Below are 21,087 nucleotides of genomic sequence, written 5' to 3'. Positions count from 1 at the left end.
TAATTAGTATCTAACTTAGTTATTAAACAGGTGTCATATTAAAAACACCATAAAAGTACTCTAAGTTTAAAAAACCGCTTTAAAGTCTGATAGTGCTTCATAAACATCAATTGCCAATAAATCAACATCATCAAAGGCAAAACGTTCATGTCGTTCTTGATTTGTTTCTAATGCAAACATCCCAGATACAGAATCGTACAACACCGTCACAACCGGCACGCCAAAGACGCTAAAATCACGCTGTTGCAAAGGATTCTTTTGATCTTTCATCATTGCATAGATTCGTTGAACTATTTTATTTAAATCATTTTCTACTGGCATTTTTACCTCACTGTTTTGATTCTATATTAAATGCAATGATTCCTGCAAACATTCCTAGATAATATGTGATAAGGCGCCATAAAGCCATCGCGCAAACCAACAACGCTGCACTTGGTAAAAACTCAGAAAAAATCATCGAAAAACCAATTTCGGCCCCACCAGTACCACCTGGTATAGGGAATAAAGAAATAACCATAACAATTAAGACGTGCAATGACATTACCAAAATAACATTAACATGTTGCGCACCTAACGCTAGCAAAATGAAATATGGAATCAAATAATAAACCAATAATTGTACTAAAGTCAGACAGATTGCTTTTAGCAAAGTCGACCAGTCATGACTCATACGGATACTTTCTTGGTGAAAGTTATTGATTTTATCATCAACCATTGATTGCCATTCGGCTACCTTTTGTGGTTTAAACCAAGATAATGGCTTAAAGACAAGGTTGGCCAAAGTTCTTGTTAACCCTGGCCAATACATTACTAACAATAACACAACAATTACAATAAAATGAATTAAAAAGCCTAAGACTAAAAACCATGCCCACGCCTTTAGCTTGTCAGCGATAAATTGATAGCCAATCACCATAGCTAGAAAAAAGTTCACGACAATCATGGCTTGATAAACCACAAATTTCATTAAAAGAATTGAGCCTGCACGGCCGGGATCAACCCCTGCTTTAATTAAAGTTATCAATTGCATTGGCTGACCACCAGCAGCAAATGGTGTTATCCCATTCCCAAACTGTTCAACCAATGGCACACGAATAGCGTCAAACCAAGATAATTTTTCGTGGGAATCATCTACAAATATTTTAACGACAACTGCTTCTATTAGTAAATAAATAACCATTGCTAGAACGGCTACCAATAACCACCACCAATTAGCATTGCCAAGATCATGCATTAATTGATGCATACTGATGCTACGAAATGACCAGTAGAAAATACCTAGGCCCAGTATCATCATCAATACGAATACAATGCCATTACGCCTCGTCATTATTTTACCTCATCATCTTTATGATTTACCTGACTGGTATAATACTTTTCCCATATATCTGCAACGCGTTCAGCAGAATAATAGTCAGATGCTGCCAAGGCTTGTTTACCAACCTTATCACGTAATACATTATCTGACGCTAACCGATCCAATTGATATTGCATGGCTTGCCGATCAGTAGCTGGTAAGTAGTAGCCATCAATCACTGCGCGATATAAGTCTAAATCACGCAACACTGTTGGTGTACCCGTACTGAACGCTTCTAATGCAGACATTGGGAACAACTCTGTATAACTAGGCAACAAAAAGACATCTGCTGCATTATAATAATCATTCATTAAATCGCGCGCAACAATTCCTGGAAAAATTAAATTTTCAGGTGGATTATCAACCACTTTTTTTAATTGATCATAGCCAGCTGTAATAGCACCAAATGAAAAGCCACCTACCCACACAAATGTCCAGTTTGGGTTAGCTTTGGCCAATTCAATGAAATCTAAGACACCTTTACGTACTTGGACTTGACCAACCCCCAACACAATAAATTTATCTATCGGTAATGATAATTTTTCACAAATATTATTTTTTTGTGCGACTGGTTTCGGAAAGAATTCTTTTTTAGAAACGAAATTAGGAATAAAAGTTATTTTATCTCGCTTAACACCTAACGCCACTAATTTATCGATAAAGACTGGATTAACAACAACAATTTCATCCATTCGTTTATAAAAAGTCATCACATACCAATAAAAGATTTTTTTAAAAGGCCACCACAAGTTGATTGAGTCTTCTAAAGTCTCAGGAATAAAGTGAACGTAGCCAACTTTTTTACCACGTCCAGGCAAAAATGTATTTAGAAAAAAGCCAAAATTAATGGTGTGATAATGACTTATATCTGTTTTTGCCAGACTATTATATTTCAAGTCAAATTTATCAGGGAACTTGTCAGTTAATAGATTAACGAGCTCTCTATACGCAGAGCCAACACCTTGACCAGGCACTGTTTCTGCTGCTGAAAACATTGTAATTCGAATCATTTTTTCCCTTTATGGAACGCGGTTCTAGATAAAAACGACTTAGCATATTCCAAATCGTTACTATCAGCCTCTGCCATATCCTCCTCTTCATGGTATACAACCAATGCCTCAGAATAACAATCTAGTACACGTTGACCAAATGTTTCGGCATCAATATCATGCAATACTTTTTTACGTAAAGCTGGTTGTCCAATCACTTGATGATTTTTTTTAGCCATTAAGTATTTAATCACTGGTTCTAATAACTCGTAACTATCATCAGCTAAAGCACCAATATTTTCATCAATAACAACGGTTTCTAAATATGGACTACGCATTGCAACAACCGGCGTTTCAGCTGTCATTGCTTCAATAAATGTTAATCCTTGTGTTTCTGACACTGAAGCAGACAAAAAGACATCTGCTAATCGATAATAACCATAAACGTCACTATGATTAACTTCACCTGTGAAAATAACATTATCTTGAATTTCTAATGAACGAACATGATCTTTTAGCGCCTGCATTGCAGGTCCACCCCCTACAATCAAAAAGATTGCATCTGGGATTGTCTCCAACACTTCAGCAAATACTGACAATGCAGTGTCGATATCTTTTTCAAAGGCAACACGACCCAAAGATAAAACAACTGGTGTATCGGCAGCCAAACCGAGTTTCTCTCGTAATTGTGCACTATTGTCCTCGGTCACATCATGCTTGATATTGACACCCGTAGGAATAATCTCAATTGGTGCGGCAACTTTATATTTATTCAATGTATCATACGTTTGTTTTGACGGTGCAATTACACCGGTCATCCCCGCCATAAAACCACGGGCAATTACTGCAACGTTAGCAGGTCGAATGATTTTACCGTTTGCCACGTAATGTAAATAATCTTCATAATTTGTATGAAATGTATGCACAGCTGGAATTTTTAACTGGCGAGCAACTAATTTACCAATTAAACCAAGCGAAAACTCAGTTTGTGTGTGGACAATATCTAATTCTAATTTCTTTGCTAATTGGACTGCCTGAATACCACCACGATATGATAAGCGACGATCTTTAAAACCAATAAAAGCAAAGCTTGGAAAACGATAAACATCTGGTTCTAAAACATCTTTTGGCACATTGGGATCAGTTGATGTAAAGATATATACACGATGTCCCCGTGCAATTAATTGCTGCCGCAATGTCTGAATAGATGTCACCACGCCTGACACTTGTGGTGCATACGTATCTGTAAATAACCCAATATTCATGACCAACCAGCCTTTCACTAAATAGCTTATTCTTTATATGATACCAAAATTCTATTTAGAACGGTAAATTTAAACAATAAAAACCACAAAAAAGGAGCTAAAAATCATCATGATTATCTGTTTAATCCAGACATCAAAATTATTTCTAACTCCCAAATTATAATTAACTAACTTTATTTTCAGCTAAAATCTTTTCAACAACTTTATCCATTTCAGGTGTCCGTTGCCATTCAGTATACTCACTAATGGCCACATTAGTTGGAATATCAAAGTTTTCATTCACATATGCTTCATACTTTGCAACATTAGCTGAATGTGGAATATTAATCTTCAAAATGCGCACTTTTTTAATCATGCCTTCTTCAACTGCATATTCAGCTTGACCATTATGAAGTAAATTGCCAATTTCTTTATACATTGAACCATCATTACGTGTGATTTCTTCAATTATATCCAGTGTTTGATAGGCTTCTGCCATTATTCAACACCAACCTCTTGTTGTACAACCGCAACCATACGATCGACATATTCTTCAACTAATTCTTGCGTTGGTGCTTCTGCCATAACACGTAACAAGTCTTGTGTACCAGAAGGGCGTACCAACACACGACCATCTCCGTTCATATCAGCTTCAACATCGGCAATAACTTGCTTGATTGCCTCATTCTCTAAAGCTTCTTTCTTATCTTGAACTTTAACGTTCACTAACTTTTGTGGATAAACTGTCATTTCAGCAGCTAATTCAGATAATGGTTGGCCAGTTTCTTGCATCACATGTAGTAATTGCAAAGCCGTCAACATACCATCCCCAGTTGTGGCCCAATCCAAGAAAACAACGTGTCCTGATTGTTCACCACCAAGGTTATAACCAGACTTAAGCATCTCTTCAACAACATAACGATCACCAACTGCTGTCTTAACAGAGTGTAAGTCATTAGCTTCCATTGCCTTATACATACCAATATTAGACATAACCGTTGTCACAATCGTATCTTGCTTTAGACGACCGTGTTGAGACATATACTTACCAACGATGAACATAATTTGATCACCATCAACAATTTGACCCTTTTCATCGACTGCAATTAAACGATCACCGTCACCATCAAATGCTAATCCAACTTGAGCTTCATGTTCAACCACAAATTCAGCCAAAGCTTCAGGATGTGTTGAACCAACATTTTGGTTAATGTTGACACCATCTGGCATCGTACCCATAGTATCAAAATCAGCTCCCATATCAGCGAACAAATTAGCAACCAAACCAGAGGTTGCCCCATTAGCCGCATCAATTGCCAACTTCATGCCATCTAAGCTACTTGGAATCGTCGTTTGCAAAAACTCTAAGTACTTAGCAGTTCCTTCTTTGAAATCTGATACTGAACCAAGTCCTTCAGCAGCTGGGCGAGGTAATGTATCCTCTGGTGCGTCTAATAACGCCTCAATTTCGGCTTCCAGTTCATCTGAAAGCTTCATACCATCAGATCCGAAAAACTTAATACCATTATCTTCAGCCGGATTATGTGATGCTGTAATTTGCGCACCAGCATCTGCCTTTTGCGCACGCACAAGATAGGCTACACCAGGTGTTGAAATAACATCCAACCGTTGGATTTCAATACCAACTGATAATAATCCTGCAATTAGCGCCGATTCCAACATCGGACCTGACATTCGCGTGTCACGACCAACTAGTACACGTGGTCGATGATCCACGGCATGACGAGTTAATACTGCACCACCCATACGTCCCAAGCGGAACGCTAATTCAGGTGTCAATTCTTTATTGGCAATTCCACGTACGCCATCAGTTCCAAAATAATGTAATTCAACCATAAATCTTTTTACTCCTTAGGTGTAACAACCACCGATACTGTCTTAGGGTCTACACTTTCAGCCCCATCTGGTGTATTTATTGTTACCGTTTGTTCAGTCTTTTCTGTAATATTTTTCAAATCAACAACTGCCGAAACACTCTTTAGTTTATTTAATACATCCACATTACCCTTAACTGTCACTTCATTAACTGAACCAGATAACGTAAATTCAGAATCATTACCATTCTTTGTTTTTAAATCTAATGGTACTTCTTTGGTACCAACACCCTTTTCAACTGGGATAGTGACCGTTGTCTCTTGTGGCGAAACAGCCACATCAACAGGATTACCATTAGCATCTAAAGCTTGTAGTGTGACTTTTTGCTTTGTTGTCTTCTTTGTATCGCGCTTTAATTGAACATTAGCGACAACACTATCAACCGAATCAATAGCGTTTTGTCGGCCCATAATTTGCACATTATTAACTGAGCTCGTTACCGTACCAACATCATATCCATCAGCAATAGCATCTTCGTTGTAATCCGTCTTAACAGAATAATATGAAGACGTACGTTTATAAATCGTCAAGTCCACCTTAGGCTTATTAAGCTTATAAGTTAAGTCCTTATTCAAGCCATTAACCTTCAACGTTACTGTATGTGAACCATCAGATAGGTTTTTCAAATTAGCAGCTACTTCAAAATTCTTAGTATTTTTTGCGGCCGTGACTAATGCAGCCGGTCCACTAACTGTCACTTCCACATTATCTGGCGCACCACTAATGTAATAATCATCAGTGTTAATACCAGTAAACTGAATTGGCACCATAATTTTTTCTGATTTTGATGATGAAAAGCGACCAATTTTTGAAATGCCTTCTGTTTGATCATTTGCCCGTCGATTAGATGATGTTTGCGAATCAGCATAAGCGGACATAAAGATAGCAACAGCTAACGTCAAAAGTCCATAGACTATTTTATCAGTATGCCATTTCATATTACTTATCTCCTCGCTTGAAAAATGATTGCATCCGTGACCACCATGATTTATCAGTTTCATCATCTGAAGTAACTAACTGACGTGTTAGATACTTACGATAATCTTCACGTGACAATGATTGCATCAATTCAGAATTTCTAGTGATTGAAACAGCCCCAGTCTCTTCGGAAACAACGATTGTTAAAGCATCTGTTACTTCTGAAATTCCAACTGAAGCACGGTGACGCGTTCCTAACTCTTTAGGAATCGTTGCGCTGTCAGACAATGGTAAGTATGCTGCAGCGGTTGCCAAACGATTATCCTTTAATATAACGGCCCCATCATGTAGTGGCGTGTTTGGAATAAACGTATTGATTAACAATTGACTAGAAACCTCAGCATCAATTGGAATACCAGTTTCAATATATTCTTCTAAACCTGTTTCCATTTCAATTGAGATTAATGCACCAATGCGTCGCTTTGACATATATTGAATCGCATCATCCAGTTCATTTACTAAACGCATCTCTGATTGGTAGGCTTGCTTTTGTCTAAACAAACCAGATCGACCAAGATGTTCTAGTCCTCGACGAATCTCGGGTTGGAACACGATAACTAACGCAATAACTCCCCAATTAATAATTTGGTCGGTTAGCCATGAAATTGTCGTCAAGTCAAAGTACCAACTAACAATTTTCACAATGATAACAATTGCAACACCACGTAACAAGGTCACGGCTTTGGTGCCACGAATTAGCATCATTAATCGATATAACACCCACCAAACAATAAGTACATCAATAATTCGGACGATGCTTATACTTTTAAACAGTGTACCAATATCAAAATCCATACTAACTCCTAATCTTCCAAACTAGTTAACATACCTGCTTCAGTAAAGTTAATATTCTGGCGAATACTCAAACTCGTTGCACCAGAAATAAAGTGTGCTTCCGTCAAGTGTTGCACGGCATCTCGTTGTGCATTTAAACCAACTAGTTCTAATGCCATTTTAGTTTCTTCAGGTTTTTGAGTGCCTGTTTGTCCATGTCGTTCGCGTTCAATTTGCGCACGATACATGATAATTAAATTATACGCTGCTGTTTGATCAAGATGCGAATTTTGCGCTTCATCAGTACTAATATATTTTGAAATAGCGGCAATGGCTTCCTTTGCAGCCTCATGACGCGCTAATTCATATTCTGACATCAACTTATCAGAAGAATCATCACTTAACCAGACACGAATCATACGACCGAACCCACTGTAAAAACGACGGAATTGTCGCCAAGTTCGCTTACCACGATCATGAGTAACTAAATCATCCAATTCAGATTCAGCACGGTCAATACGGCGTCCTTCACTCGCAAATACTAGTGGTGAAATTCGTTCTTCAACTAATAATCTTTGAATCGTACTACGCTCTGTTTCCAAAGCAAGTTCACGTAATGTCATTTCAGCATCTAAAATAGGACTCATTTTATCAGCTTTCATAAACTGCAATTGCAATTGGCGAATTTGACTTTGATAACGACGAATAATGTCATAGACAATTGTTTGATTAGATTCACGACGACGCGCTTCAATCTCACGTACAGCTGATTGTAACACATAAACACGTGCTCTTGGTTCAGACATATGCTGTGCCACTTTTGCCTGGGGTTTCTTAGCACCAGGTGGTACTTGCGTCTTCTTCTCTTTACTAATAATTGGCAAAAAGATGATGGCCATAAGCAATGACAAAATAATTGTAATTGCAGCAATGAACAACATTAATGCACGCTGTGGGAATGGTGCCCCACTATCTGTTACCAATGGCACAGATAAAACACCCGCCATAGTAACAGCACCACGAACACCTGTCAAACCTGATGTCACAGCAACTCGCCATGAAGCCGTTTCATTCTTGTGGTTTTTTAGACGAACCCATTGTGTGACATACGTCCAAATGACACGAATACCAAAAATGATTGCCCATGTAATGATTGAATATAAAATGGCCATTGGTATTGAAACAGCTTCACTTAGATGTGTGGCTAATGGTAATTCAATTCCTAAAATAACAAATATGTACCCATTTAATAAGTAACCAAACACATTCCAAGTATTAATTCCAATAACATGCAATTCACCAGTATAGTCAACGTCATGCTTAGTATGGATATTTAAAATAATCGCTGAAACAACAACGGCAATAACTCCTGAAGCTTCAATATCTTCAGCTAGAATATAAACCAAAAATGGGGTAAATAACTGTAATACAACACGCAGTGATACATCATTATTACCATGTGCTGACAACCAATCACCAACGGCGTTGAGCACGAATCCCATCAAAGCACCAACTAGCGTTCCCATAATCGATACATAGAAGAATTCACCAGTTGCCTGCCATAATGAAAATGTACCAGCTGTTGCAGCTGCAACAGCAAACTTAAAACCAACCAGTCCACTAGCATCGTTAATCAAACTTTCACCAGCAACCAAATGCATGATTGAAGGTGGCAATTTAGCTTGTGATGCAATCGCAGAAACTGCCACCGGATCGGTTGGCGACAAAATAGCTGCAATGGCCAAAGCGACTGGTAGTGGTAACTCTGGTACCATCCAGTAAATCAAGAATCCACCAACAATTGTTGTAATAAATACTAACAAAATGGCATTTCCAAAGATTGGCCCTCTTAATTCCCATAGCTCTTTCTTGGGAAAACGCCATGCATCAGAATATAGCAATGGCGCAATAAATAATAGTAAAAACCATTCTGTATCAAGTTCAATTTTAACATTTAGAAAAATTGCTACTAATAATCCTAAACCAATTTGAAAAAGACTAACCGGTATTTTTTTGAAAAAATAGCCCAATACATTACCTAACACTACTAAAAATGTCAGGCCAACAACGGTTTGTAGTAGCTCCATATAAACCTCTCCTTTTTATTTTCTACCTAATATACGTACTTCTGTTTCTAAGTGAACTGCAAATGTTTGATAGACAACATCTTGCACATGCTTAATCAAATTAACATAGTCACTGCCCGTTGCTTGACCACGATTAACAATAAAACCTGCATGTTTCGTTGATACCTGTGCATCCCCAACCTGATAGCCCTGCAAGCCAGAATCCATAATTAACTTACCTGCAAAATAACCAGTAGGTCGTTTAAAGACGGAACCACAAGATGGAAATTCTAGTGGCTGCTTTTGTGCCCGACGTTCATTAAAATCAGCCATTGCGGCCCCAATCGCTGTACGCTTACCAGGTTGTAGCACGAATGTTGCACTCACAATCACATCGCCAGTATCTTGCACCAAACTATGACGATAACCAAATGCTAGTTCTTGCGCTGAATAATTTTTCAACACACCTTCTCTAGTTATCACAGTGGCACTTTCTAAAACTTGATCAATCTGACCACCATATGCACCCGCGTTCATAAACACGGCACCACCAACAGATCCCGGAATACCGGCTGCCCATTCTAAACCAGTCAACGCATACTCATACGCCATTTGCGAAGTATGAATAATCCAAGCACCTGCTTCGGCAACAACATGATTGTCAGTTACCTTAATTTGACTCATTTCTGTCAAAAAAATAACCAAGCCCGCTAACCCATCATCTGTAATGACTAAATTAGAAGCGTTACCCAAAACTGTGATGGGCATGTTTTGTTCATTTGCATAATACACAACTTCTTGTAATTCGGATTGTTTCTTTGGCCAAAAACACCAATCAGCTGGTCCGCCAACGCGAGTATTTGTATAATCCCCTAATCTAACGTTTGCTTGTATATTATAATTTGGAAATTTTTCAATCAACGTCTTCATTTTTTCTTCCTTAATTAAATTACTTTAACCAACTGTTTTAATGGTTCAACACCGAAAGCATTCGCCTGTTTAACTAATATTTCAGCAGCTGCTACCGTATCATCCAATGCATTATGATGATGATGCAAATCTACCGCTAAAGCTGCCGCTACCGTATTCAGCTTATGATTTGCCAACTCAGGATAAAGTTTACGTGATGTTTTTACTGTATCTAATGATAAATAATGTGGCTGGCTAATACCATAATGTGCTAAGGTTGCCCGTAACACACTATTATCAAACGATGCATTATGCGCAATCACTAATTGATTAGGTGTATAAAATTGATTAATTTGCTGCCAAACTTCAGGGAATGCTGGCGCATCAACAACATCTGCTTCGGTAATGCCATGAATTCGTGTATTACGTCTGTCAAAATATGTATCTGGCTTAATCAGTGTATAAAATTCATCAACCAATTGATTATCACGTACAATGGCTAATCCTAAGGAAACGGCACTATCACGTTTAGCGCTAGCTGTTTCAAAATCCATTGCAACAAAATTCATCTCGACACCTCCCCTTACTTTTTAACTAACCAAGCCATATCAAAAGCTGGCACTTTGTTATGTTCACTATTTAAGACTTCAGTTTCTGAACCCAAAACATGTTCAAAGCCTAATTTTTCATAAATATGAATTGCCGCAGTATTAATTGCTTGTACAGTTAATGTTAATTTATCGACAGTACTGAACGTTTGTGCCCAATCTATTAATTCAGCTAACATTTCTTGTGCCAAACCATTATTTTGAAAATCTTGCAACACAGCGACACCAATTTCGGCAACTTTAGGTTGGCCTGGCATAGCAGATGCTGATGCCAACCCGACTAGCTGGCCCTCATCACTTTCAGCCACTAACATAATATTGTTAGTTGTTGTCTGCAAAATATCGATATTATCCGCTTCTTCCTGCGTTTCAATTTGGTTAGGGTCTTGCTCTACTAAAAATGTATTTGATTCATCTTGTAGTTGAAAAATTAACTGCATTAAATTAATTGCATCATGCCGCTCGGCTGGCCGGATAATAACTTCCATCATATCTCCATTTCAGATAGCAAAGTTGAAGAACGCTCTCCCGTTGCCGTCATTATAATCACACGTGCTGTTTCCTGATCCGGTACACGTTCAAATGTAATATTTAAAACATCTGCTGGTAAATCTGGTTTAATATATTGTGCCCATTCAACTAGTGCTACACCATCACCACCAAAATATTCTGATAATCCTAGATCTTCTGCATTACCCTCTTCACCAAGACGATAAACATCTAGATGATACAAAGGAAACTGGTCTGTCTTATATTCACGAACTAATGTAAATGTGGGACTTTTTACTGGACGCTTAATTCCTAACGCTCTTGCAAAGCCTTGTGTAAAAGTCGTTTTCCCAGCTCCTAAATCACCTGATAATAGAATCGTATCCCCGGCTTTAATATTTTGAGCTAATTTTGTAGCTAATTTTTGTGTTTCTGCCACTGTTTTAACTAATATTCTCATAACTTAAAGTATACCATTTTTCGCTTTTTGATTACATAGCAACACCTAATGATTAAAAAACTGGTCAAATCAAAAAAACTCAATAAAATTCAATCTACTGAGCTTTTTGCATGATACACATCATGATTAATTCAATTGATTAATGGCAGGTTCATCTGGTACATCGTAAACGATTGCTTCTGTTGAATCCAACATATCATCAGTTAATTGTAATTTGGTAATATTACTTTGATGGTATGACTGAAAATAATAACTCCGCGTTTCTGCCACTGTTGCTGCACGATAAACCGAGAAAGTATCCTGGTGCGTTAAGTTTTGCGATACTGTCACGCTATCCAATAAATGCCAACTCGTCATAATAGCTTCATCTTCATCATTTGGTTGATCAGCACGTTCTTTCAAATAAGCTGCTCGCAAAAAACGTGCGCCGGGAGAATATGCACCTGGTGGTGTTGCCTTACCTGACAATTTTCCCGTCGTAACTTTAGGTTCATTGATTGGAATTGTGCCATCTTTAAATTCAGGCTTAAATTCAACATACTTTTCTAATTGTTGAATTTGACGTTCAAAATAAGGACTGTTTGTCACTACTCCTAGAGGATTAGGCACAATTTTCATTGGCCATGTAGTTGGTTCAATAACCACAATTGCACCTGTTGGATCAGTGACTGCATAGTGAAGTTCTGGATTACCATACTTAATCACACTATTTTTTTCAGTCATTAACTGGACGTCATCAATGTGCTCGGTAATATCAGCGACTGATTTAAAATTACCTAATAACCAAAAGACAAACTCAAATGGTGCTAATTGCACTTTATCGTTGTCAATTTCATCCACAAAATGAGCACCATTACCAAATGTTAACTTTTGGGCACAAAGGCCATGCTCATTAACGCCATCCGCAACATCAGTGCGCTTATTACTCAACTCACCACCACCAATAAAAGCATACTTATTTTCAATCAAATGTCTATTAAATGAAGAGTGCCAGTGATATTTTCTTGGTACAAACATTGGTGAATTTTCTAAACGAGGCCAATCCATTGTTCGCGACAAAACATGCACGCCATCTTTAGCGATTTGTAAAATACTTGTACACATCTCGTTTAATCCCCCCTCAGCTTCATTTTCGTATTAAAAAAAGTGTAACTATAACATGTGTTATTGACACCATGCTACGCTACACTCAGTATGTTTGTCTAGTTATCCAATGCTTGAGCAGCTGTAATAATTGCTACCTTGTAAACATCTTCTTCATTAGCGCCACGTGACAAATCAGAAACCGGCTTAGCCAATCCTTGTAGAATTGGACCAACAGCTTCAAAGCCACCCAAACGTTGTGCAATCTTGTAACCAATATTACCAGATTGCAAATCAGGGAATACAAAGACATTTGCATGACCTGCAACTGGTGAGTCTGGTGCCTTTGATTCACCAACTTCAGGTACAAAGGCGGCATCGAATTGCATTTCACCATCTAGTGGCAACTCAGGTGCTAACTTCTTAGCAATCTCGGTTGCCTCAGCGACCTTATCAACTTGTGGTGCCTTAGCTGAACCCTTAGTTGAAAAGCTTAGCAAGGCAACTTGTGGATCAATACCAAAGACATGAGCTGTCTTAGCTGATTGAACAGCAATTTCAGCCATTGTTTGCGCATCAATATCAATATTGATGGCCGCATCAGCAAAAATATACCGCTCATCACCACGTTGCATTACGAAGGCACCTGAAATACGTGACGTACCTGGTTCTGTCTTAATAATTTGCAATGCCGGACGTACCGTATCACCAGTTGGGTGAGTAGCACCTGAAACCATTGCATCAGCTAGTTCCATATAAACTAACATCGTTCCAAAGTAATTTGGATCCTTTAACCACTTCTTAGCAGTAGCCGTATCTGTTTTACCATGACGGCGCTCAACCAATGCTTGAACCATTTCATTCATCTTATCTTTTGGATATGATTCAAGATCAATTACTGTAACTTGTGATAAGTCAAAGCCATTCTTCTCAGCCGTTGCATCAATACTTGTTTTGTCACCTAACAAAATAGGCTTGATTAATCCGTCAGCTGCTAAACGTGCAGCTGCCCCCTGAATACGTTGATCTTCACCTTCTGGAAATACTAGGGTTTTATTTTGCCCTTTAATCTTATTTGCTAATTGTTCAAACAACTCCATGATGGACAAACCTCGTCTCTATAAAAAATTAATTATTATCGTATTACATCATCTATTATAACATAATAGTGGCCTAACCATTGATACATGGCTGTTTCTGAGATGCAACAAATCACTTTGTCATAATCAATTTATAAGACTTAAACCACCTTACGCCCACTTAATTGGTGTGCTGTGATGCGTTTCTAAAAAGGCATTGGTTTGACTAAATGGTTTTGACCCAAAGAAACCGCGATAAGCCGATAATGGACTTGGATGGGGTGCTTCTAAAATAAAGTTATTTTCGCCCTGAATTAATTGACGCTTCTTTTGCGCTTGTTTCCCCCATAATATGAACACCGTTGGTTGGTCTTGCTGGGCGACTAAATGAATAATGGCATCTGTCAACGGTTCCCAAATTTGACCAGCGTGGCCGCCAGCATTATGCGCCGGTACTGTTAAGACCGTATTCAACAATAAAACGCCTTGCACTGACCAACGATGTAAATCCCCATCTTGAGGCGCAGTCGTTTGTAAATCATCAGCTAATTCTTTATAAATATTAATCAGTGATTTAGGTAATGCCATAGTGGCTGGCACCGAAAAACTCATGCCTTGCGCCTGACCAGGATTAGGATACGGGTCCTGCCCCAAAATAACGACTTTAACTTGATTCAAGGGTGTTGCTTCCAACGCTGCAAATACATTTTCACGTTTAGGATATACTTCTCCCTTGCTATAGACATCATTTAAAAATATTGCGATTTGCTTTAAGTAGTTATCATCTAATATTGGTTCTAAGGCTGTTTGCCAATCTGCTGGTAGTAATTTTGTCATTGTCACCTCATTGCTCCTCATCAAATTGTTTCTATTGTCCATTATAACGGGTATAACGAAGTCTTTCATAAATTATGGTAGAATAAATTAAATATAGGTTTCGTTTAGCACGACAAGGGGGTATTTTTCATGCATGATTTATTCTTATCACAAACGCATGTTAAACGTGCTGGCGTGACAACTGTCACTGATGATAACAATACTGTTAAATATTATATCTCTGGACAAATTGGAAAACGCCATAATCAACTAACTATTTTTAACCAATCCTATGAGCCATTAGCAGTTATCATGCAAATTTCGGGTAATTTACTGCCAAGATTTACTTTGACCAGTGAAAACAAACAAGTTGGTTCAATTGGTTTATCATTGCGCCGTCATGAATTATTATTTGTTAATTCATTAAACTGGGTTGTTCTGGGAAGTCTGGAAAAACGCCGTTTCCAAATTACAAAGGTTAATAAACAGTTAGCCGCTGCTACCCCACTAGCTGATCATCGGTTACACGTTCAAATAATTAACGACCAATCAGAAGAACTACTCGTACTTATTATGGCGTTCTTAGACCGCTGGGCGTTTATTTCACAAGGTCACCCACTCAGTTGGCCAAGTATTTTCAATAATCCTAATCCTGTCCTGGCACCGTTTACAAACAAATCAAATTAAAAAATGACCGGTTGAAGAACTTTATCTTCAATCGGTCATTATTGGTTAATTAAGCATTCAAAACTTTATTCAAGAAATCACGTGTTCGTTCATTTTGTGGGTTATTAAAGATTTCGGTTGGTTTACCTTCTTCTTTAATGTAACCGTCTGCGAAAAATACAACACGATCAGCCACTTGCTTAGCAAAGCCCATTTCATGGGTTACGACAATCATCGTCATCCCTTCCTTAGCAAGCTCCTTCATAACGTCCAATACATCCCCAACCATCTCTGGATCAAGTGCGGATGTTGGCTCGTCAAACAGCATAATTTCAGGATTCATAGCTAAAGCACGCGCAATTGCTACACGTTGCTTTTGACCACCAGAAAGGGTATCTGGTTTCACGTCAGCTTTTTCAGACAAACCAACTCTCTCTAGTAACTTCTGCGCATTTTTAATGGCTTCATCTTTTGACATTTTGCCTAATTGTATTGGCGCCAAAGTCATGTTTTCCATAACTGTTAAATGTGGGAAAAGATTAAAGTGTTGGAACACCATCCCTACCTTTTCACGAATCTTATCAATGTTAACTTTGGGCCCATTGATGTTTTCACCATCAATACTAATGTCACCTTCGTTAATTTCTTCTAACTTATTCAATGATCGTAAAAACGTAGACTTACCGGAACCAGAAGGACCAATCATAACAACAACTTCACCTTCTTCAACAGATAGGCTTAAGCCTTTTAGTACTTCATTTTTCCCAAAACTTTTATGAACATTCTGCGCTTCAATAATTGCCGTCATTATTTGATCCTCTTTTCTACCCAATTTGATAACCAAGTTAGCAACGTAATAACAATTAGATATAGTACGGCAATCATTAACCAAACACGGAATCCTTGTAAGTTACGTGCAATAATTAATGTTCCCGTTTGTGTTAATTCGATAATTCCAATAGCTGATAGAATTGACGTATCCTTTAACGTAATAATAAATTGGTTGACGAAACTTGGAATTATCAAGCGAATTCCTTGTGGCATCACAACCTTACGCATAGCTTTACCATATGGCATTCCCAGTGAACGCGCTGCTTCTAATTGTCCGGAATCAACAGAATTGAAACCACCACGAACAAAGGCTCCAATATAGGCTCCTTCGTTCAAAATCAACGTTATCACACCAGCTGTAAATGCTGGAATCTTTGAACCTGTCAAATTAGGAATTCCAATGTAGATAAAGAAAGCTAACACAATCATTGGTAATCCACGGAAAATATAGATAATCGTCGTTGAGAAGCCACGAGCAAGCTTACTTGGCATTACACCAAGAATTCCCAAAAAGATTCCCCAGATACCAGCTAACACAATACCTACCAACGTTAGCTCAAGTGTCTTAACTAATCCATCGAACAAAGCACTCTTATTTTCGCTAAATAAGCTCCAAATTGTATTCTCTTTACTTTCTGATTTATTATCAGCTGCATTTTTCTTGTAATTAAAGCCGCCCTTACCTAAGTAACGGTTAACAATCTTATCGTAGGTACCATCTTTAACAATCGACTTGTAACCAGCATTGAATTTCTCCAACAATTCAGCATTGGCACCCTTTTTGACACCAAATCCGTACCAATTACCCTTAGCAGGATTAGTCACAATCTTTAATTTCGTTCCTTGTTTAATGGCATAAGCCATAACGGGTTGATCTTCAAAGGCCGCAACCGTGTTACCTACCATAACATCATTATACATCGTATTTGAATCGTTAAAATAAGTTATTTTAAAATCATATTTTTTAGCCATTTCACGAGCATAATCTGCCCCGGCACTACCTGTTTTGGCAGCAATCGTCTTACCTTTTAAATCAGATAATCCTTTAATACCTGATTTATCAGTGGTAGCCATGACAATACCACTCTTATAGTAAGGTGTTCCAAAATCAAATGTCTTTTTACGTTCATTTGTAATTGACATTCCCGCAATAATTGCATCAACTTGTCCAGCTTGAACTGACTGAACACCAGCATTAAAGCTCATCGGCTTTAATTTATAGGTAAAATTCTCACGTTTTGAAATTTCTTTCAACATATCCATATCGATACCACGATAATCTCCCTTATCTGTTTGAAATTCAAACGGTGGGAAAGTTGTATCAGTTGTAATGGTATAGTCTGGCGTTGCTGCATGAACCGCTGGCGAACTAACGACAATTCCAACTGCTACAGCAGCCAACGTTATTAAACTAACTAACCACTTGCGCATTTTTTATTCCTCCAAGAATATTTTTCTCATTCCAATTTATTGTACGCTATATTATAAATAAATTGATGAAGAATGTCACCTTTCCTAACATAAAAAGAGGTCAAGACATAAATTCCTGACCTCAATTACTTGATTATTATTGATTTTTACATTATGAGTGGAAACATGTGCCGCACTTTTAACATCAATATCTTTTTTTCATTGTCCGATGCAAATCACGATCTTGATCACGCTTTTTAATGGTTTCACGTTTATCGTAATTGTGCTTTCCAGTCGCAACGCCAATTAAAACTTTTGCAAAGCCATGCTTTAAATAGACACGCAAAGGGACAATCGTTTTCCCTTGTTGTGCAACAGCAACCTGCAACGCTTTAATTTGTTTTTTATGCAACAATAAGCGACGACTACGCAAAGGATCATGATTAAATTGGTTTCCCTGTTCAAAGGGACTAATGTGTACATTATCTAACCAAGCTTCACCATTGCGGATCTGGATGAAGCCATCTCCAATCGTTATCTTACTAGCACGTACCGATTTAATTTCGGTACCCGTTAGTTCCATGCCGGCTTCATACGTTTCAGCGATGGCATAATTATAGCGCGCTTTATTATTTGTTGCCAATGCATCATTGGTTTTACGCTTTTTTTTAGCCATAACATCCCCCTATAATTATTAATGCCGTCCTTTACGGTTAGTTGTTTGATGTTTAGCCTCTGGTTTACGCTTGTTATGATAAGCACCAAAAGACTTACCATCGTTATGGGTTTTATTTCCCTTAGAAGAACGATTACGCTTATCATCACGACGACGATCATGACGGTTCTTACCAAAGGCACCTCGATTATCTTCTGGTACCTTAATATCCGTAATTGGGGCTTCATCTGGATTTACCAGCACGAAGTCAATTGATGATTGTTCTTTATCAACTCGAACTACCCGCACACGAACTGGCTGGCCAATTTGGTAAATATGGTGAAGGCGACGACCAATCAAAGCCATGTGGTCTTCATCATAAATATATTGATCATCGGTAAAGTTAGAAACGTGAATTAACCCTTCAACGGTATTTTCTAGTGAAATAAACATACCAAACTTCAAAACACCATTAACCACACCATCAAATTCCTGGCCGACTTTATCAAGCATATACTCAGCTTTCTTCATCGCATCAGTATCACGTTCAGTGTCGACGGCACGGCGTTCCTTAACGGACGTTTCCTCACCAATTTGCGCAAGCTTATCAGCATACTTAGCTTGCGCTTCTTCACCTAACCCATTTTCAGCATACCATTTAATCAAACGATGAACTGTTAAGTCAGGATAACGACGAATTGGTGATGTAAAGTGTGTATAGTATTCAGCACCAATACCAAAGTGACCCAATGGATCATTTGAATACTTGGCTTGCTTCATTGTCCGGAGCATCATCGTTGACACCATTTGTTCCTCAGGACGGTCAATAAAGTAATTATGAATACTTTGTAGATCAGTTGATTTAACATTTTCAGAATCAATCTTAACCGGTGCCCCTAATGCTTTAACAAAATCAACAAATTTCTGAACACGATCAGCATCTGGAGATTCGTGGACACGGTATAAGAATGGTACTTTTGCTAAATCAAAATGCATGGCAACCGTTTCATTAGCTGCCAACATAAATGACTCAATGATGCGCTCAGACAAACCACGTTCACGTAATTCAATATCCGTTGGCTTGCCTTGATCATCCACAATAATTTTAGCTTCTGGTGCATCAAATTCAATCGCTCCACGTGCCGTACGCTTAGCTGCTAGAATTTCATGCAATTCAGCCATTTCTTCAAACATTGGGACTAACTCTGCATATTCATCACGAGTCTCCTCGTCACCATCTAAAATAGCATTAACGGCTTTGTAAGTCATTCGTGCATGTGAACGCATAACCGATGTATGCAAACGATGCTTAACCAAATCACCCTTAGGATTAAACTCCATTTCAGCAGACATTGCTAAACGGTCAACACCTGGATTCAAAGAAGCAATTCCATTAGAAATTTTACGTGGCAACATTGGAATAACTCGGTCAGTCAAATAAACTGAAGTACCACGGTTATAAGCTTCTTCATCTAGTGGCGTTCCTTCAACAGCGTAATGTGAAACGTCGGCAATATGAACACCCAAATGGAAATTACCATTTGGTAACTTCCATACAACGACAGCATCATCCAAGTCTTTTGACTCGATAGCATCAATTGTGACTAATGGTTGATCAGTGATATCTTCGCGACCTTCACGTTCACTATCTTGGACTTCATCAGGTATTTTGTCGGCTTGATTTAATGCATCCTTAGGGAACACATGTGGTACATCGTGGTTATAAACAATTCCCAGGATATCAACCCCTGGTTCATCTTTGTAACCGATTTTATCAATAATTAATCCCGTAAAATGCTTAGGCATATCAGCTGATGGATATGTGGCAATTGAAGCAACAACCACTTCCCCATCCGTTGCCGATACACCGCCTTCTTTGACCAAGAATTCAAATGACGCAAACTTTTTATCTGTTAAGCGAATACTACCAATATAGCCAGCATAAGGGCTGCCTAATGTGAATTCACCAACAACTTGTTCGCGACCACGCTTGATAATTTCAACAATTTTTCCTTCAGGACCACGTTTTTCATCGCCTTTATTTAACAATTTAACCCGGACTTCGTCGCCTTGAGTTGCAAAAGCCGTATTATCTGGGTTAACAAACACATCCGGTGCAGTTTCATCGTAATGAACGAAACCAAATCCTTTATCATTAGCTTTGAATGTGCCAATAACACCTTCGTGTTCAGCATTATATTGAAATGCACCGGCATCGTTCACTTTTACTTTACCACTACGTTCTAAGGCAGCTAAAGCTTGAACAACCGACTTAAATGCATTTGCATCATCTAATCGCAAGCCATCCGTTAGTGTTTGAGCTGGATAAGCTTGGGTTGGATTCCCTTTTAAAAAACCAAATAATTGGTCTTGTAAGTTTTGTGATTCCATTGATTTCTCACTATTCTTAAAATGAAAGACCCCTCGCAATAATTGTCACGAAGGGTCTTAGGTACTGGTTATTATTAATGTGAAGAAAGGTAAACTAGCGCCAATCCCAAAATAAACCAGATTGCTGCAAGAACAGCCGTAATACGTTGCATAACTGCAACGAATCCACGTGCCTTTTGGGTAGCAAACAAGTCACCACCACCGCCACCTGATAATGCTGACAAAGCATCCTGTTGTTTTGATGGTTGCATCATAACTGCAATTATAATTAGCGCACCATCGATAATCATTGCCGTTAGTAATATGTCGTACATATTTTGGTGCCTCCTCTTTCTTCTTTATTTTATAGTCTATATATACTTATATAGCATAACATAGGTGCAACT

The 21,087-nt window shown here is 38.3% G+C and carries 22 protein-coding genes; 1 reads left to right on the top strand and 21 read right to left on the bottom strand.

Annotated elements, in window-relative coordinates:
- Positions 1–66: 66 nt before the first annotated feature.
- The 16 genes from ACSYSF_RS01540 to ACSYSF_RS01465 form a co-directional block, all read right to left on the bottom strand.
- Positions 67–321 (bottom strand): DUF1797 family protein, encoded by a 255-nt coding sequence (locus ACSYSF_RS01540; RefSeq protein ID WP_489867977.1) that lies wholly within the window; start codon positions 319–321, stop codon positions 67–69.
- 7 nt (positions 322–328) lie between these two features.
- Complete coding sequence (locus ACSYSF_RS01535; RefSeq protein WP_489867976.1) at positions 329–1,330, bottom strand: lysylphosphatidylglycerol synthase transmembrane domain-containing protein; 1,002 nt, start codon at positions 1,328–1,330, stop codon at positions 329–331.
- Complete coding sequence (locus ACSYSF_RS01530) at positions 1,330–2,367, bottom strand: glycosyltransferase family 4 protein (RefSeq protein ID WP_489867975.1); 1,038 nt, start codon at positions 2,365–2,367, stop codon at positions 1,330–1,332. Before ACSYSF_RS01530 ends, ACSYSF_RS01535 begins: the two co-directional genes overlap by 1 nt.
- Complete coding sequence (locus tag ACSYSF_RS01525; protein WP_489867974.1) at positions 2,364–3,611, bottom strand: glycosyltransferase; 1,248 nt, start codon at positions 3,609–3,611, stop codon at positions 2,364–2,366. Before ACSYSF_RS01525 ends, ACSYSF_RS01530 begins: the two co-directional genes overlap by 4 nt.
- Before the next feature lie 163 nt (positions 3,612–3,774).
- On the bottom strand, positions 3,775–4,089 hold the full coding sequence (locus tag ACSYSF_RS01520; RefSeq protein ID WP_489867973.1) for a hypothetical protein: 315 nt from the start codon (positions 4,087–4,089) through the stop codon (positions 3,775–3,777).
- Positions 4,089–5,447, bottom strand: a complete 1,359-nt coding sequence (gene glmM / locus ACSYSF_RS01515; protein WP_489867972.1) for a phosphoglucosamine mutase — start codon at positions 5,445–5,447, stop codon at positions 4,089–4,091. Before glmM ends, ACSYSF_RS01520 begins: the two co-directional genes overlap by 1 nt.
- Before the next feature lie 8 nt (positions 5,448–5,455).
- Positions 5,456–6,424 (bottom strand): CdaR family protein, encoded by a 969-nt coding sequence (locus ACSYSF_RS01510; RefSeq protein WP_489867971.1) that lies wholly within the window; start codon positions 6,422–6,424, stop codon positions 5,456–5,458.
- 1 nt (position 6,425) lies between these two features.
- Positions 6,426–7,259 (bottom strand): diadenylate cyclase CdaA, encoded by an 834-nt coding sequence (gene cdaA / locus ACSYSF_RS01505; protein WP_489867970.1) that lies wholly within the window; start codon positions 7,257–7,259, stop codon positions 6,426–6,428.
- Between the two features lie 8 nt (positions 7,260–7,267).
- The gene (locus ACSYSF_RS01500) at positions 7,268–9,325 is read right to left on the bottom strand and encodes a Na+/H+ antiporter (RefSeq protein WP_489867969.1); all 2,058 of its coding nucleotides are present in this window, start codon (positions 9,323–9,325) and stop codon (positions 7,268–7,270) included.
- A gap of 15 nt (positions 9,326–9,340) precedes the next feature.
- The gene (murB, locus tag ACSYSF_RS01495; RefSeq protein WP_489867968.1) at positions 9,341–10,234 is read right to left on the bottom strand and encodes a UDP-N-acetylmuramate dehydrogenase; all 894 of its coding nucleotides are present in this window, start codon (positions 10,232–10,234) and stop codon (positions 9,341–9,343) included.
- A gap of 14 nt (positions 10,235–10,248) precedes the next feature.
- A complete protein-coding gene (locus tag ACSYSF_RS01490; protein WP_489867967.1) occupies positions 10,249–10,782 on the bottom strand; it encodes a 3'-5' exonuclease in 534 nt (177 codons plus the stop codon).
- Positions 10,783–10,796: 14 nt separating this feature from the next.
- On the bottom strand, positions 10,797–11,312 hold the full coding sequence (locus tag ACSYSF_RS01485) for a GNAT family N-acetyltransferase (protein WP_489867966.1): 516 nt from the start codon (positions 11,310–11,312) through the stop codon (positions 10,797–10,799).
- Positions 11,309–11,770: a tRNA (adenosine(37)-N6)-threonylcarbamoyltransferase complex ATPase subunit type 1 TsaE gene (gene tsaE / locus ACSYSF_RS01480; RefSeq protein WP_489867965.1), complete on the bottom strand. Its 462-nt coding sequence runs from the start codon at positions 11,768–11,770 to the stop codon at positions 11,309–11,311. Before tsaE ends, ACSYSF_RS01485 begins: the two co-directional genes overlap by 4 nt.
- Before the next feature lie 126 nt (positions 11,771–11,896).
- Entirely contained in the window at positions 11,897–12,874 is a 978-nt protein-coding gene (locus ACSYSF_RS01475) for a linear amide C-N hydrolase (RefSeq protein ID WP_489867964.1), read from the bottom strand.
- 98 nt (positions 12,875–12,972) lie between these two features.
- Positions 12,973–13,953 carry a phosphate acetyltransferase gene (gene pta / locus ACSYSF_RS01470; RefSeq protein ID WP_489867963.1) on the bottom strand — a complete coding sequence of 327 codons (981 nt, stop codon included), beginning with the start codon at positions 13,951–13,953 and terminating at the stop codon, positions 12,973–12,975.
- A gap of 150 nt (positions 13,954–14,103) precedes the next feature.
- A complete protein-coding gene (locus ACSYSF_RS01465) occupies positions 14,104–14,769 on the bottom strand; it encodes a uracil-DNA glycosylase (protein ID WP_489867962.1) in 666 nt (221 codons plus the stop codon).
- 129 nt (positions 14,770–14,898) lie between these two features.
- On the opposite strand from ACSYSF_RS01465, the gene ACSYSF_RS01460 reads away from it, so the two are divergent.
- Entirely contained in the window at positions 14,899–15,435 is a 537-nt protein-coding gene (locus tag ACSYSF_RS01460) for an LURP-one-related/scramblase family protein (RefSeq protein WP_489867961.1), read from the top strand.
- A gap of 49 nt (positions 15,436–15,484) precedes the next feature.
- On the opposite strand, the gene ACSYSF_RS01455 is transcribed toward ACSYSF_RS01460, so the two are convergent.
- The 5 genes from ACSYSF_RS01455 to secG form a co-directional block, all read right to left on the bottom strand.
- Positions 15,485–16,222, bottom strand: a complete 738-nt coding sequence (locus tag ACSYSF_RS01455) for an amino acid ABC transporter ATP-binding protein (RefSeq protein WP_489867960.1) — start codon at positions 16,220–16,222, stop codon at positions 15,485–15,487.
- A complete protein-coding gene (locus tag ACSYSF_RS01450; protein WP_489867959.1) occupies positions 16,222–17,676 on the bottom strand; it encodes an amino acid ABC transporter substrate-binding protein/permease in 1,455 nt (484 codons plus the stop codon). The genes ACSYSF_RS01455 and ACSYSF_RS01450 overlap by 1 nt, the downstream gene beginning before the upstream one ends.
- A gap of 184 nt (positions 17,677–17,860) precedes the next feature.
- Positions 17,861–18,331 (bottom strand): SsrA-binding protein SmpB, encoded by a 471-nt coding sequence (smpB, locus tag ACSYSF_RS01445; protein WP_489867958.1) that lies wholly within the window; start codon positions 18,329–18,331, stop codon positions 17,861–17,863.
- Between the two features lie 18 nt (positions 18,332–18,349).
- On the bottom strand, positions 18,350–20,701 hold the full coding sequence (gene rnr, locus ACSYSF_RS01440; protein ID WP_489867957.1) for a ribonuclease R: 2,352 nt from the start codon (positions 20,699–20,701) through the stop codon (positions 18,350–18,352).
- A 74-nt stretch (positions 20,702–20,775) separates the two neighbouring features.
- Complete coding sequence (gene secG / locus ACSYSF_RS01435; RefSeq protein WP_489867956.1) at positions 20,776–21,015, bottom strand: preprotein translocase subunit SecG; 240 nt, start codon at positions 21,013–21,015, stop codon at positions 20,776–20,778.
- Between the last annotated feature and the right edge of the window lie 72 nt (positions 21,016–21,087).

The organism is Weissella sp. ESL1139 (assembly GCF_058506735.1).
Note: the sequence above shows the minus strand (reverse complement) of the source record. Positions and strands in the feature narration are given on the sequence as shown.